15 protein-coding genes are annotated in these 14,931 nt (G+C 43.7%); 8 read left to right on the forward strand and 7 right to left on the reverse strand.

Features of this window, described 5'->3' with window-relative positions; genetic code table 11:
- The first annotated feature begins 39 nt into the window (after positions 1 to 39).
- Positions 40 to 1,104, forward strand: coding sequence for a hypothetical protein (locus DOE51_RS10575; protein WP_142696530.1), 1,065 nt, complete (start codon positions 40 to 42; stop codon positions 1,102 to 1,104).
- Positions 1,101 to 1,484: a DUF333 domain-containing protein gene (locus DOE51_RS10580; protein ID WP_142696531.1), complete on the forward strand. Its 384-nt coding sequence runs from the start codon at positions 1,101 to 1,103 to the stop codon at positions 1,482 to 1,484. Before DOE51_RS10575 ends, DOE51_RS10580 begins: the two co-directional genes overlap by 4 nt.
- Here the strand turns inward: DOE51_RS10580 and DOE51_RS10585 are convergent, their stop codons facing one another.
- The 3 genes from DOE51_RS10585 to DOE51_RS10595 form a co-directional block, all read right to left on the reverse strand.
- The gene (locus DOE51_RS10585; RefSeq protein ID WP_142696532.1) at positions 1,485 to 2,768 is read right to left on the reverse strand and encodes a helix-turn-helix transcriptional regulator; all 1,284 of its coding nucleotides are present in this window, start codon (positions 2,766 to 2,768) and stop codon (positions 1,485 to 1,487) included.
- A gap of 81 nt (positions 2,769 to 2,849) precedes the next feature.
- Positions 2,850 to 3,167 carry a hypothetical protein gene (locus tag DOE51_RS10590; RefSeq protein ID WP_142696533.1) on the reverse strand — a complete coding sequence of 106 codons (318 nt, stop codon included), beginning with the start codon at positions 3,165 to 3,167 and terminating at the stop codon, positions 2,850 to 2,852.
- On the reverse strand, positions 3,161 to 3,370 hold the full coding sequence (locus DOE51_RS10595) for a hypothetical protein (protein WP_142696534.1): 210 nt from the start codon (positions 3,368 to 3,370) through the stop codon (positions 3,161 to 3,163). The genes DOE51_RS10590 and DOE51_RS10595 overlap by 7 nt, the downstream gene beginning before the upstream one ends.
- 135 nt (positions 3,371 to 3,505) lie before the next feature.
- Between DOE51_RS10595 and DOE51_RS10600 the strand changes: the two genes are divergently transcribed.
- The gene (locus DOE51_RS10600) at positions 3,506 to 5,251 is read left to right on the forward strand and encodes a VWA domain-containing protein (RefSeq protein WP_168196427.1); all 1,746 of its coding nucleotides are present in this window, start codon (positions 3,506 to 3,508) and stop codon (positions 5,249 to 5,251) included.
- On the opposite strand, the gene DOE51_RS10605 is transcribed toward DOE51_RS10600, so the two are convergent.
- Both DOE51_RS10605 and DOE51_RS10610 read right to left on the reverse strand, forming a co-directional pair.
- Positions 5,252 to 5,731, reverse strand: a complete 480-nt coding sequence (locus tag DOE51_RS10605; RefSeq protein ID WP_142696536.1) for a GreA/GreB family elongation factor — start codon at positions 5,729 to 5,731, stop codon at positions 5,252 to 5,254.
- A 9-nt stretch (positions 5,732 to 5,740) separates the two neighbouring features.
- Positions 5,741 to 6,565 (reverse strand): phospholipase A, encoded by an 825-nt coding sequence (locus DOE51_RS10610; RefSeq protein WP_142696537.1) that lies wholly within the window; start codon positions 6,563 to 6,565, stop codon positions 5,741 to 5,743.
- A 96-nt stretch (positions 6,566 to 6,661) separates the two neighbouring features.
- Here DOE51_RS10610 and DOE51_RS10615 point away from each other — a divergent pair, with 96 nt between their 5' ends.
- Together DOE51_RS10615 and DOE51_RS10620 are read left to right on the forward strand one after the other, a co-directional pair.
- Positions 6,662 to 7,948, forward strand: a complete 1,287-nt coding sequence (locus tag DOE51_RS10615; protein WP_142696538.1) for an Hsp70 family protein — start codon at positions 6,662 to 6,664, stop codon at positions 7,946 to 7,948.
- Between the two features lie 340 nt (positions 7,949 to 8,288).
- Entirely contained in the window at positions 8,289 to 8,948 is a 660-nt protein-coding gene (locus DOE51_RS10620) for a PilZ domain-containing protein (protein ID WP_142696539.1), read from the forward strand.
- Between the two features lie 10 nt (positions 8,949 to 8,958).
- Here the strand turns inward: DOE51_RS10620 and DOE51_RS10625 are convergent, their stop codons facing one another.
- Positions 8,959 to 9,738 (reverse strand): SDR family oxidoreductase, encoded by a 780-nt coding sequence (locus DOE51_RS10625; protein WP_142696540.1) that lies wholly within the window; start codon positions 9,736 to 9,738, stop codon positions 8,959 to 8,961.
- Between the two features lie 93 nt (positions 9,739 to 9,831).
- Between DOE51_RS10625 and DOE51_RS10630 the strand changes: the two genes are divergently transcribed.
- Both DOE51_RS10630 and DOE51_RS10635 read left to right on the forward strand, forming a co-directional pair.
- Positions 9,832 to 10,896: an AI-2E family transporter gene (locus DOE51_RS10630; protein ID WP_142696541.1), complete on the forward strand. Its 1,065-nt coding sequence runs from the start codon at positions 9,832 to 9,834 to the stop codon at positions 10,894 to 10,896.
- On the forward strand, positions 10,893 to 11,216 hold the full coding sequence (locus DOE51_RS10635) for a hypothetical protein (RefSeq protein WP_142696542.1): 324 nt from the start codon (positions 10,893 to 10,895) through the stop codon (positions 11,214 to 11,216). The genes DOE51_RS10630 and DOE51_RS10635 overlap by 4 nt, the downstream gene beginning before the upstream one ends.
- 51 nt (positions 11,217 to 11,267) lie before the next feature.
- Here the strand turns inward: DOE51_RS10635 and DOE51_RS10640 are convergent, their stop codons facing one another.
- The gene (locus tag DOE51_RS10640) at positions 11,268 to 12,884 is read right to left on the reverse strand and encodes a fumarate hydratase (RefSeq protein ID WP_142696543.1); all 1,617 of its coding nucleotides are present in this window, start codon (positions 12,882 to 12,884) and stop codon (positions 11,268 to 11,270) included.
- A gap of 496 nt (positions 12,885 to 13,380) precedes the next feature.
- Between DOE51_RS10640 and DOE51_RS10645 the strand changes: the two genes are divergently transcribed.
- Positions 13,381 to 14,904, forward strand: coding sequence for an MFS transporter (locus DOE51_RS10645; RefSeq protein ID WP_142696544.1), 1,524 nt, complete (start codon positions 13,381 to 13,383; stop codon positions 14,902 to 14,904).
- Positions 14,905 to 14,931 lie beyond the last annotated feature (27 nt).

Genomic DNA, 14,931 nt, shown 5'->3' on the forward strand with positions numbered 1-14,931 from the left:
ACTATCCATTTTTGTCCCAAACTAAGACGATATTCATATATGGCGATAAAACTAATATTTGTTTCATTGTTTTTTGGCTCTATTTCCCAAGCGCAGGTCTACGGCTTTAACGCCGTCCCAACTTCCGATAAAACTCAAGGAAGCATTACAGAGGTTACTAATCTTCAACCAGTGATGTCACAAGATAGCTTAGGCGTCTGCTACGCTTACGCAGCATCAACAATGCTTTCAGCGGAAAATTGCAGATATCAGAAAACTGACTGCACAAAGATTGAAAATAAAGATATTTTTTCACCGATAGCCTTAACTAAATACTCCACCATAGAAAATGGCGAAATGTCTTATGGTGCTGGAGCTAAAATCGATGGTGGTTCTGCCGCCAACGTAATGCAACTTATCGCTTATCAAACTCACAGCGCTCCTTCAGAAGAATGCGTTTCTTTAGACAAAATTCTCAGTAAAATTGGCGGAGCAAAAGATGCCACCGACATTCAAACTGCAGCTTGGGAAAAATTAGAAAAAACTTACGACAAATATCAGTCGTTGAAAAAAGAATGTCCTACTTGCGCAGCTGACTTTTTCGCTACCGCAAAAGATGAAATCAATCAAAATTTCGAAATAAAAAGTTCAAACGAAGACATGCTGAAAGCTTTCGGCAAAGAGACTTACTCGGAATTCGTCGCAAAACTATTTTTTCCACCGGAATGCTCTCGCGCAAAGAATAGCGCTTTCTTTGAAGCTAAAGATGTAAAAGTTGGTTTTTATCCCGAAACTGGCAAAAAAGGTGATTATGCGGGAACACTTAAACAAATTAAAAAAACTTTGGGTGAAAAACGTCCACTCGCTCTTGGCAATATCTGCTTAGATGAAAAGCCAAGCAACAAAAACTGCAAGAACCAACATCAAGTGGTCGTGTCGGGTTATCGGAAAGTCTGCAACAGCCAAAATAAGTGTTACGACGCAATCAAAATTGTCAATAGCTGGGGTCAATCATGGCAATCGGCGAATAGCGATGGCTGGGTAGATGCCAAACAGTTATTAGATAGGACATATTATAAAGATGCGACGTTAACTTACTTCGAAGACAAGGCGGTCACACAATGAGAACACTCCTAATCGCCTTCACTCTCCTACTGTCATCACAGAGCTTCGCACAAACGTCTTTGAATTATTATGAGAACGAAAAGTATCGCGAAGTGAAAATTAGCGAATACCAAGGCGCTAAAATCGGAGCTGACTGCATCAAATCCGGCAAGCCTTCGTGCCAAGCTTGGACTGCTTACACGGGAAAACCAGCGACTGAATCCACGAAGCCCAACACGACTCTTGCTGGCAACCCGGCAGCGCAATACTGCTGGGATTTGAAAGCAAAGAATAGAATTCTTAAAGAAAAAGACGGCAAACAATATGACTATTGCGTCTTTGAAGATGGCTCTATGATTGATTCATGGACTCTGTACTATAAACATTTTCCGAAGAAATAATTAGAACACGAAATATTTAAGCAAGTCTTCTTGCGTGATCGAAGATTTACTTTTTAAAAACTTCAATGCTTCCAGCGCATCAGCCGTTTGCATTCTTGTGAAGACTTCTTCTGCGCGGTCCACGAAGGTACTACGAATAGGCTGAACTCCCCCGTCTAATTTTGCTAAAAACAAAGCATCCAAAATGGCATAGCTAAAATATAAATTGCTACGACGACTTTTCTTTAAACGCCACACTATCGAATTCTTGGCCTTTTCGAAATCTTGGTTCAAACAGTGGCGCAAGAACTCCAGTTTTTCAATGGGAGCATCGATAGGACGATTCGGAATGTGTCTTTTAATCGCACGGCCTTTACCGAAATACTTATCACGAAGCTCGCGCCCCTCTGGCTGCAAGTAAGTTAAAATTCCCAGAGTATAAAGTGCTAAAGACTGACCCCTGATCCATCCAGCACGGTGTGAAGCACGCAACGCGCGTTTGGCTGTCGTCCGAGCGAGTTTATAATTTCTTGCACGAAGATACGCCCACGTTAGGTAAGACAGGCAAAACGCAATGAATTGAACGTTCGGAGTATCCGTTTTGTAGTAACGACTTAAAGCTCGGCGCAAAAGAAAAACCGCTTCATCAACACGACCACATTGCGTAAAGAATTTTCCCGTGCGGGCAAGATATAAACTCGCAATTTTATCACTCGTGATTTTGGGTAAGATTTCTGTCGCTTTATTGTAGTAATGGATGCCGGCTTTATAATCGCCGATCATATGACAACGATCTTGATGAGTCGTCAATGCGATCATCAATAAATTATAATCACCATTTGATTCAGACAACGTGACGGCTTTATCCAAATAAACTTTCGCGGCATTCATCTTACCCAAACGCAGCGACGCAATTCCTAGATTTTTATATAAATAAGCTTCTTGAACCGACGGGAGCTGTTTTGGACCGTAAGAACGCAAAAGACTGGCGTAGATTTTCCAATCTTCATTGGCAGCCATCGCATAAACTAAGTGTTCAGAACAAAGATCTTCAAAAGAGCGATTCAGCGGAGATGGCCGGAATGGAACTCGTTGTTTGGTGATCAGCTCTTTATCAATATTCAGAGCCTTCGCCAATTTTTCCAAATTTTCAATCTTCATGCGCTTGATAGATTGATTCAGCCATCTTTGCACTGATTTCGTTGAAAGCCCCAACATGCTCGCCAAATCGGCATGCGTCAGACCGCGTTCGCGTAGCTGCTTTCTAAGTTCGTCAGGACAAATTTCAATATACTCAAGTGACATATTGTTAAGGATAGCGGATTAGGCGCTCATTCTATATTTAATTACCAATCAGCGTTCTATTGCGAGTGATTCTGCGCCTTCTTATAAGACGTTCATCGCGAATAATTTGATGGATCCACGGAATCCATGATGGAAAGTGAGTCCCTCTACAACTTGTTCAAGACTTGCGAGAATATTTTGATCCGTAGTTTCGAGACGATTCTTATCTTCCTCTGAACAATAAATTGAAAAATTCAATTCATTACTTTCTTGAGCTAATACAACGTTCACGTGTTCGGGATGTTGGCAAATCAGCTGCACAAACTCCAACACACGAATGCGAATTAATTCGGGCAACTCTTCTTTAGAAAAAGTTTTGAATTCTAAGATTTTTCCGCTCGATGAATTATCATTTACCATAAATTCCAGTGATTATTCGTTGTACTAATAGATGTAAGACATACCTGAGCAATTCTCCAAGCAACTACGGTGAGATCCCATTGAAATTTCCCACGTCCAGTACGTCTTGCCGTACTAATTTGAGAATTTATTTTTTCATCTGTTAATTTGCTGTGAAAGAATTTATCCACTCGCCAACCAGAAATCGCAAAAAGAGTTTTCACAATCCAAAAATCTCCTCTGAGCAAACTGTCTAAGTTTTCTTCACGGGAAAAAATCTGCAGCTCGACGGATTGTGGAAATATTAGGCAGCACGCTAGGATCATTTGAAACCCGCACGAATACCAAAAGGGATGGATATGACTAGCCACGCATTTAGAAAATTAATGATCGCTCTGCTGCTGACTCAGGGATTGATTGCCTGCAAAGCACCATCTGGATCAGATTCCACAGGATCACAAAATCCATCGAATGATAACGGCAGTCAAAGTGTCGATCCAACACCGACACCTTCTCCTTCACCATCACCAAGTCCATCACCAAGCCCGTCGCCTTCGCCATCGCCTGGAACTTCAACGGGCGGAAGCTCTGATGGCAACGTATCAGGTGGTTACACGGGTTCACCAACTGGCTCGACAACAGGTTCACCGAACGCAAACTGCGGCACACCTCAAGCAGGTTTGATTGATGCGGGAACAATCGCTATTAATGGCGGCGCGACATCAACGAACGACATGAATGTCACACTGACACTGAATCGCATGTTCGTAAGCCAAATGAAGATCAGTAATACTCCTGATTGTTCCTGCGGAACTTGGGAACCTGTTGCGACTTCAAAAGCATGGACTCTTGGATCAGCGAACAAATCAAATACAGTGAGTGTGCAGTTCAAAGACTACGACGGCGGCGTCAGCTTCTGTGCTTCTGCTAACATCTTGCACGACAACTTGCCTCCGCAAGTAACGTTGACTGCGGCAAGCGGCAACTCTTATCAAACTGGCACTAACAATGTGTTCAACTATCAAGCTAGCGACGCTGGCGTCGGTGTTAAATCCGTAAGCTGCCTTCTTGACGGGCAAGCTGTAGCATGTGCAGGTATTTCAGGCGCGATCACAGCAGCGAATGCAAGCGCCGGAGTTCATAAAGTCACTGTCACTGCGATTGATAACTTAAATCAAAGCGGTCAAGCTTATTTGAATTTCACAATCACAAGCCCTTATCGCGAAATCACACAAACAAAAGCGGTTACGGCTGATAATAAAGTCGATATCTTGGTTGTGGTCGACAACTCGCCTTCAATGCAAGACGTACAAAAAAGCATGGCGAAACGTGTAAGCTCTTTGATGGAGCAAGTGAAAAACTTGGATTACCGTATTGCCGTCACAACAACAGATCCTTCAAATAAAACATATGGTGATGGTCGCTTGTTGCCATTGACGGGTTTCACAAATCAATACGTGATCACTCCAGCAATGGGTTTAGCTAACGCACAAACGGCTCTTAGCAATACTGTTCAAAGACCTGAAACAGGTTCTGCAAGCGAGCAAGGTATCTACGTCACGTACCGTGTGATTGAAAGAGCCATCGCTGGTGAAACAAATCAGAAAAACTTCTTCAGATCCGATGCCGCATTCTCAGTGATCTTAATCAGTGACGCGGATGAATCAGCGACAGCTTATAAAAACATTCCTAAAAACTTGATCAGCCTTGTGAATACAAACTGGCCAAGTAAGAAATTTATCTTCAACTCCATCATCGTACGCCCAGGTGATAAAGCTTGCTATAACGAAGGCCGTGAAGCTTATGGCCCAACTTATGATGCTCTTTCACGACTGCTTGGTTATGGCACAGTCGGTGGCTCTATCATCGGTACTGTGTGTGCCAGTGATTACGGCGCCCAACTTGCCGGCATCGGTCAAAGCGTCAGTCAAATGGTGAAAACGATGGATCTGGATTGCGCACCGATTGGTTCAACGACTGCTTCCGTGATCGTGATGAAAGATGGATCGAACTATACTGACAGTTATGAAGTGCAAGGCTTAAAACTTGTCTTCCAAAATAATCTGCCAGCAGGAAGTTATACTTTATCTTACCGTTGTCAGTAATTACTGCACCGAGAGGATCTCGTACTCAAGAACCTGATCCCCTTTTTCAACGATCGCGACTTGTCCTACTTTTAAGCCCAATAGAGCCTCGCCCAGGGGACTATTGGGCGTAATTGTTTGAATACGCTGACCTTCAAAATCAATATTCAAACCGCCGCCTTTAGGCATCAAAAAGAAAAACATCTTTTTATCGTTTAATTCAACTTGCACCAAGGCCGTTGCTGAAATCGGATCATTAGGACCAAACATCTTTGGCTCAAGATGTTTATAAATCACCAACAACTCTTCCGTTTCAACAATACGTTTTGATTGAGCGCCCGCTAAGTAAGAGGCCTCAAGACCGCGAGTATCATATTCATTTTCGGGTTTACTTTCTTCATGAGTCGCAGCTTCAGCCGTCGCACGAGCAGCCTCTTTAAGAACAGCCATATCTTTCAATAATTGACTGCGAACGTGTTCGATGAATTTAAGCTTATCCATGAGTTCCCCTTAGAACATTAGTCCCGCGCGAAACTCATTCACTCTTTCGTTGTAGTTCAACAAGGTTTCGGCGTAACCGTAATAGTACTGCAAATAAAATGCAGGAACAACCTTAAGTCCGCCCAAATGGAAGTCAAAGCTTAACTGATAACCGCCCTTGGCGAAGTCTGTCCCCCACTTGCCGCCGGGGTTGATATTCATAATGACCTCAAGATGATCAAACCACGAATCGAAACGCTGTAAAAACTTAATCTCATACATGAAGGGACTGACGTAATCCACGATATCGCGGTTGGTATCATCGATGCTATATAGGTACTGCCCTTTCGCCATCACCTGCCAAGCCCAACGACGCGTGTCGTACCGAAAATTCGCACGCACATAACTCGTATCATACGAGCGGGAATCATCGTGACCCTTGCCGTTTGAGTTATGCTCCCAAATTCCAAAATCGACAGAATTAAAAAATGATTCATTGAGCTTCATACGATAAAAAAATTCCGGATTATAAGTCGCATCCAAGAAAGGCTTTGAATCTTCACCTAATTCCCAAAATATCATTTGCGAATAGCCGAAATTTATAGGGATTTCCTGAAAAAGTGGTACACGCAGGCTGAGCTGAATCTTCGTTAAAGGATTCCCGTACGCAAAATACATGGGCTTATAATAAAGAATCTTCAACTTTTCCTGTTCATCTAAAGTCGGGAATTTCTTTTCCTGTTTCGTGGCCTCTTGCACACGTTGAGACTCCTCAGCAGGCGCCATTTCGGTCTGAGCTAACAACACGGGAGAATTCAGAATGAGAGCTAAAACGACACAACATACGACCTTCATTCCTAAACAATAAAGCGCTTTGCCGCAGACATAAAGCTTTGGTCCAAATTGCCCTAAAAATTGCTAAATACACTGATATATGACAGGATCTAATTTATGTCTGATTCCATTCTTGCCATCGACTTCGGTACCAGCAATTCACTTGTAGGTGCTTTTCATAACGGAAAAACTCATCTTGCTTTGCCAGTAGATCCTAAAGCTGCTGATCCAAGCATGATGCGCACTCTTTTGTATTTTCCAAATCCTGATCTTTGTTACTACGGTAGCGAGGCGATTCAACAATACATTGAGCAAGACATGGAAGGACGCCTGTTTCGTTCTTTCAAATCGCACCTTCCCAACCAAAACTATTTGGGAACAGTTTTAGATAATCGCATCCTGACTTTAGAAAGCATGGTAGGAATTTTCCTGCTTGAGCTTAAAAAGCGTGCGGAAAAAGCACTAGGCACAACAGTTGAGCGTGCTGTCATCGGTAGACCTGCTCGTTATTCAATGGACCCTGTTGCTGATGGCTTCGCCCTTCATCGCATGGAAAAAGCTGCAGCATGGGCAGGATTTAAAGATGTCCAATTCGTTCCCGAACCTTTAGCCGCCGCCTTCGACTATCGCAAAGAGATCAAAGAAGAGAAAATCGTTTTGATCGGTGACTTTGGTGGCGGGACTTCAGACTTTACTTTAATTAAATTGCGCCCCGACGGTTTTGATAAAAAAGACGTCCTTGCGATCGACGGTTGCCCTATGGCAGGCGACGCCCTTGATAGCGTGTTCATGAGTCATAAATTGAATGAATATTTCGGCGCAAAGTCGCGATATCGTTTACCTATGAGCAGCAACGTCCTAAGCATGCCTGTGACGATCACACAAAGATTGAACCACCCTGCTCACATCGTGCACCTGAAAGAAAAAGACACTTACGAATTCATCCGCGAAGTTCGTAAGTCCTCTTTAACGGGTAAAGATAAAGAGTCTATTGATCGCTTGTTCGCACTCATTGAAGACCAACAGATCTTCCCATTCTTTGAGCGCATCGAAAAAACCAAACGCGATCTTTCAGCAAATGCTGAAACTGATTTTGATTTCGACTATCCAGGAATCGAAGTCGCAGAGAAGTTCACGGCCCAACAGTTTATCGATTGGGCGCAAACGACTCGCGAAAAAATCTTCGAATCCCTAGACCAGTGCCTTCAATCTGCAGGCGTCACTTCAGATCAAGTCGAGCTTGTCTGCATCACCGGCGGAACTGCGAAGGTTCCTTTTATTCAAAAGGAATTCGAGAAACGCTTCGGTCAGGCAAAACTGCAAACTCAATCTCACTTCCACTCGGTTTTAGGTGGACTTGTGGAGTCGGCTGCGTTTTGGGGACACGGCCAAAAGGTGACTTAATAGACTATTAAGTACAGCCCCTGATCCAATAAAGAATAAGCAGGATCGGAATTGGAATACCTATCAGCCACAGAAAGATCCAACCTAACTTACCTGATTTATCTTTGATAATAGATAAGAAGCCTTTATCTGAGCTTGCCTGAGAAGCTTGAGGGTTCTTGTTCATAGTGATTTCCCCCTTCCTTTCAATATTTTAGCGCGTCTCATTTTGAGATGTTATAAAAAATCTGCTGTTAGCGAACACTAGACACCTGTCAAAGGATTTCAGTTCTGGTTGATTTTTCTTCGAGTAGAAGTTGGCAACTTCTTTGCTTTGAACCTTCGCACAGGGGGAACAGAGATGAAGACACAAGTTTTACTGACAGGTATTTCAATCATTCCAAAAATTTTTAAGCGCGAAAAAAATTTCGAGATGATGGTCGTTGCAAATCCTTACGACATCCGTGAAATCGCTGCTGATAATAAAGAGCCGATGGTTGTTGTTGCTTATTTGCCATTCTTAGAAATGCGTCACTTCGATTTATATACACATTTCCAAAAAACATATCCCAACATGCAAACGATTTTTGTCGTGAACGAACTTTCCGCCAACATGAAACTAAAACTAAAACACAATGAAGATTTCGTGGTTCTATGGAAAACCGAAGAAAACAGTCTCATTGATAATATTAAAAAAGCGTTGAACGGCAAACACGTCAAACTTCGCCAGGATAAGCGCGAACCACACGAAGTGCGAGGCCTATTAAGTCCTTCAACACTTCCCGTGGGCAATACCAAAACTTTTAAACCGATGCTTCCGGGGCATTTTGAAAACATATCGCCACATGGTTCGTGTTTGAAAATTTCAGCAAAGTTTTATGAGCCGAAAGACTTCGTAAATCTTTCATATCAAAACAAAGAAGGCGATTTCATCACTGTGCAAGGACAAGTGCGCTGGTCGAAGTGGAACTCTTCAGAACAAGTGCAAGAGCTTGGCCTGCACTTTGTTTCTTCTGAATAATTTTTTTTAATTACTTACCTTGAAGAAGGCGAACAACTTTAAGTATTAAAAATCGGGGCGACACTCTCAAGGATTGAACCATGATCTTATTCATGAGGCCATGGATGGCCACCGCCTTCTTCTTTTTAAAAGCGCGATATCCGTATTCTGCGACTGCTGCTGAACTAGGAATGTTCAGCATTTCAAAAAGTTTGGCTTTATCCATGTTGGCCGTTTTTTGAAAGCCAGACTTTGTTGGGCCGGGGCACAAGGACGTGACATGAACCCCGGTACCAGCAAGTTCTTCATTCAAGGCTTCTGAAAAACTCAACACAAATGCTTTCGTTGCATAGTAAACAGCCATAAACGGGCCGGGTTGAAATGCCGCCGTTGAGGCGACATTCAAAACACCACCTGACTTACGCTCCACCATGCCAGGTAAGAATTCATGTGTCAGACGCACAAGAGACTCCATATTTAAACGCATCATCTCTTCTAGTTTTTTCCAATCGGCGTTCAAGAACTTCTCGTGATCGCCGAAGCCCGCGTTATTCACAAGATTTTCAATCACAAAACCACCGTCTTCGCAGAAAGTTTGCAAATTCAAACACTCCGTCGCTTGACTCAGATCCGCTGCAAAAACTTGCACCTGAACGCCATAGTCTTTACGCAGCTTTTCTGCCAACTCATCCATTGCAGCTTTTGAACGCGCCGTCAGAATGAGGTTATGTCCATCCTTCGCAAAATTTTGCGCAAGTTCGTAGCCAATGCCACCGCTCGCACCGGTTATAAGAGTGTAATGTTTCGACATAGAGCCTCCAAACTTAGGAAATCGCTTTTTTATTGAGAAAGCAAGCTGCGTTCACACTTGCCTGCCTTTAAAAAACATGCGTTCATTTATGTCATGATTGAAGCTTTAAGAAATAGATCGAACGTTGTGATTTCTATCCTGTTGGTATTGTTGCTGGTAAGCTTCTTTATCATCAACATTCCCTTTGTCTTGCCATTCATTATTGCCGGCATTTTTGCTTTGGGACTGAATGATTTCATCAACCGCACAACGGCGCGCTTAAAACTTCCGCGCGGCTTGATCATCACCCTCGTCACGGTTATTGGACTAGCGATTTTCTGGGTGCCACTTAGCCTAGCCATCTACCGCTTAATCACCGTGGTAAAACTGCCGCAGAATCTTGATTCAGGCCACATCACACAGCAACTAAATACTCTAAAGAATTTTGCTGTTAGCGTGATCGAAAGAATCTCAAACATTGTCGGAGTTGATTTGACTTCGCCGGTTCGTGAGACTTTGGACAACCTCATGCACCGTTTAGGTTCATTTGTTTTTACATTTTCAACGGACGTCATTAGCTCAGCCCCGGCTGTTCTGTTCAATCTCACAATGTTTTTAATCTTCTTGATCGTGTTGCTTGCACAGGCGAACTCGTTCAAAGGATTTGTGATGAAGTACAGCTTGCTGGATGAGCCGTTAACTGAAAAAATCATCGCTGTCGTTAAACGAGCTTGCGCGACGACTTTATTTTCAACTTTCGTCATCGGCGTGATTCAAGCGTGTACGATTGGCTTCGGAAGTTTGATTTGTGGTGAAGGTGATTTCTGGATTGTGACGCCAATTACTTTTGTATTGTCGTTCATTCCAGTGATTGGCGCAGCCCCCGTCGGCTTCCTGCTGGCCCTTCTTGCATTTATCGGCGGCAGAAACGGCGCGGGTTTCGGGATGGTGGCATTTGCGACTGTCGCGGGCACGATTGACAATCTTTTGAAGCCGATTTTAATCAGCGGCAAAGACGATGACACTCCGGCGATCGTGGGCTTCACATGCGTTGTGGGCGCAGTTATCGTCATGGGTTTACCGGGACTCCTGATCGGCCCGGTCATTTGCAACGTGGTTACTCAAACTGTACCAATTTTGATTCCAGAACTTCATAAAACAAAAGGAAATGAGTCATGAAAAAAATATTTTTGATCTCTTTGCCTCTCGTACTTCTTGGACTTACGGCATTCGCAAGCACGACATACACGCAAGGCAGCGGTTCAGCTTCCGGCTATTGCCGCGGCAACGATTACTTCTGCCCACGCAATCTTCAAGATCGCTCGGAACGCGATGGAAAATACCAAGCGGAATTTCAGTGCCGCATGGATTCAGGAAATCCGCTAAGCTTCACAAATCGCTGCAACACTTATTGCAGTCCGAATTATATTCCACCTGATCAAAACGCTTACGTGCAATGCAGATCAACTTGCACAGTTCAGTGTCAGATCAAACAATAAAAAAAAGGCGGGAACTCCCCGCCTTTTTTTATTTCTCATTTTCTCTATCGCTTACAGTTTTCTGATCACTGATTTAAAGAAGTCATTACCTTTATCATCAACGATAATAAACGCTGGGAAATCTTTTACTTCAATTTTCCAAACTGATTCCATGCCCAACTCTGGGAAATCGAGTACTTCCACTTTCGTAATACACTCTTTACCCAAACGTGCCGCTGGACCACCGATGGAACCTAAATAGAAACCACCGTACTGCTTACAAGCTTCTGTGACTTGTGGCGAACGATTGCCTTTACCCAACATGATCATCGAACCACCCAAAGATTGGAACGTTCCCACGTAAGGGTCCATACGCTCTGAAGTCGTAGGTCCGAAGGAACCCGATGCATAACCTTTTGGAGTTTTGGCAGGGCCTGCGTAATACACGGCAAATTGCTTGAAGTATTCAGGCACACCTTCACCGCGATCTACTTTTTCTTTCAGCTTCGCATGCGCGATATCACGCGCTACGATCATCGGACCATTTAACATCACACGCGTCGCCACTTTTTGTTGCGACAAGATTTTCAAGTTTTCAGCAATCGGCTTATTCAAATCAATCGTGATCGCTTCCGCTGAAGCATCTTTCAAATGATTTGGCAGATATTGTTCTGGGTGAAGTTCCAATTGCTCAAGGAACAAACCTTCACGAGTGATCTTCGCTTTGATATTTCTATCCGCAGAACAGCTTACGCCCACGCCGATAGGACAGCTTGCACCGTGACGAGGCAAACGAATCACGCGCACATCGTGCACGAAGTATTTACCACCGAATTGTGCACCGATACCAGTCTCACGCGCCCATTGTTCAACTTGCTTTTCCATCTCAAGATCGCGATAAGCGCGACCTGATTCATTGCCCGAAGTTGGAAGACCATCCAAGTAACCTGCAGAGGCGTATTTAACAACTTTCAAAGTCTCTTCCGCCGACGTACCACCCACGCAGAAAGCCAAGTGATACGGAGGACACGCCGCAGTTCCTAAAGAATTCAAAGTCTCGCGCACGAATTTTTCAAAACCTTCAGGATTCAAAACCGCTTTGGTTTTTTGATACAAATAAGATTTGTTCGCAGAGCCGCCACCTTTAGCCATGAACAAGAAATTGTACTCGTCACCTTGTTCAGAATAGATGTCGATTTGTGCTGGCAAATTTGTGCCCGTATTTTTTTCTTCAAAGAAAGAAATGGGCGCCATCTGCGAAAAGCGCAAATTGCGTTTTTGATAGGTATTGAAAATACCTTTCGACAAGAACTCTTTATCATCAAAACCAGTGAACACACGCTCACCTTTTTTACCGACAACAATCGCTGTGCCGGTATCTTGGCATGATGGGAATTCCATTTGTGCCGCGATGATAGCGTTCTTAATTAAATCCATCGCCACGAAGCGATCATTTGGTGAAGCTTCAGGATCTTGAAGAATTTTTTCAAGCTTCGCCATGTGAGCTGGACGAAGAAGATGCGAAACATCGCTCAGTGCTTCTTGCGCCAAAAGCTCCAAGGCCTCTGGTTCAACAATCAGAACTTCTTTATCGCCGAGTTTTTCAACACGAACGTGATCTGAAGAGATCTTTTTGTATTGAGTTGTATCTTTTTGCTTTTCGTAGAGAGGAGAATACTTAAATGACATAGTACGCCAATTATAAAGCAGAACTGTACGCGCGCAAGCCTCGGTGCGGCTTTTAGGTGGGGCTTTATGGTGGGATTATATGAGCCGTGATCACGGCGGTTTTAAGTTTGCGACCTAGGATCCTCTTGCGATAGAGGGCGGTCTGGAAGCACCGAGGTACAGAGAGTTTCGACTTTCGTCGTCTCGTCTTGAAACAACATTATCGCCCTAGACCTATAAGCACAAACAGATAATAATTGTACTTTCCATAAGTTTTTCTTATGGCTCTAAATGTAAATTATGCGCTTCCTATCAGATGTGAATAATAGGCACGCTATGAATATCGTGATGCATTCAATTTATATGCTTCTCTCGAGGATCTTAACGAAATCCTAAAGCTTATTAAGGATTTTGCGCGTTTCCCGCGTTGCAAATTCTTTATTTATATTTTACGTTCACTGCGAATTTTACATTACAGGTCTACGCTTCGGCTCGCCCGAGGTAATTGGAGGCACCCATGGCATTATTACTCGTGAGCTTATGTCTCGCTGCGGTAATTTTCTTGTACTTCGCGAACAATCCTTTAAACCACACGCGAAAGTTCATGATTCGTCGATTCGTTAACTGGTTCCCGCTGGGTATGAGCTATGCCTTCTTATATATGGGCCGCTACAACCTGAACGTTGCGAAGAATGCTTTGGGCGACATGATGACCAAAGAACAATTCGGTTTGATCTTCGCTGCCGGTACAATCACTTACGGTTTTTCTTTCCTTCTAAATGGTCCCATCGTCGATAAGATCGGCGGTAAAAAAGGTATCATCATCGCGACATTGGGTGCAGCGATCATGAATATGGCCATGGGTGGCGCGACTTATCTGTATATGATGGGTCGTTTGAAAACAAATATGGTTGTTTTGTTCTCTGTGTTGTTTGCACTCAACATGTTCTTCCAATCTTACGGTGCGGTTTCAATCATCAAAGTAAAAGCGTATTGGTTCCACGTACGTGAGCGCGGCGTTTTCGGCGCGATCTTCGGTACTTTGATTTCTTTCGGTGTGTACTTTGCCTTCGACTGGGGTCAAGCGATCGTTGAAGCTTCTAAGCTTCACCCGACTGATACTTCTTGGTTCACGGGCATGATTCAACACTTGTTCGCGATCGACACTTTGACGACGAACGCGACATGGTTGGTTTTCTTCATCCCATCATTCTTGTTGGTTGTTTGGGCTTTGATCGACATGGTTCTTTTGAAGGATTCTCCAAAAGAAGCGAACTTCGACGATTTCGATACAGCGGACGCGTCTTCTGGTGACGACGAAAACGTTCAAATCACAATGAGCCTTGTACTTAAAAAAGTATTCTCAAGCCCAATCATGTACACGATCGCCTTGGTTGACTTCACGTCAGGCGTTTTGCGTAACGGTATCATGCAATGGTATTTGGTTTTCGCTCACGAGATGAAAGATAAAGATCCTGTTTACTTCGCAGGCACTGAATTCTTCACGAAAAACTGGGGTCTTCTGCTTTGCTTGACTGGTATCATCGGTGGTTTCGTAGCCGGTATGGTTTCAGACCGCTTGTTCCAATCTCGTCGTGGTCCTCCAGCAGCGATTAACAACATGATCATGATCGTGTTGCTTGCGGTGATGGCGTTCTTCTTGTTCAGCAATCCGACAGTTGTTGGTTCTGCAGCAGTTCTTATGACTTTGGCAGTTATCGGCGTTCACTCGTTGATGTCGGGTACAGCCGCTGCTGACTTCGGTGGTAAGAAAATGACGGCAACAGCTTCTGGCATCGTAGATGGTTGCGTGTACTTGGGTTCAGGTTTGCAATCACTTGCTATCGGTTACTTGTCTGCGAAAAGCTGGGCTTACTGGCCACTATTCTTGATTCCATTTGCGATCATGGGCTTGTTCCTTTCGATCAAAATGTGGAATGAACTTCCAAAAGCGACAAAAGAATATATTTTGCGCATGGAAAAAGAAGAAGAGGCAAAACAAAATGCCAATGCAACAAACCAAGTTGCAGATCCTGTGTAGTTCTTCTTTAAAATTTAGATTTTCAAA

This window comes from Bdellovibrio sp. NC01, from assembly GCF_006874625.1.
In the GTDB taxonomy this organism is placed as follows: domain Bacteria; phylum Bdellovibrionota; class Bdellovibrionia; order Bdellovibrionales; family Bdellovibrionaceae; genus Bdellovibrio.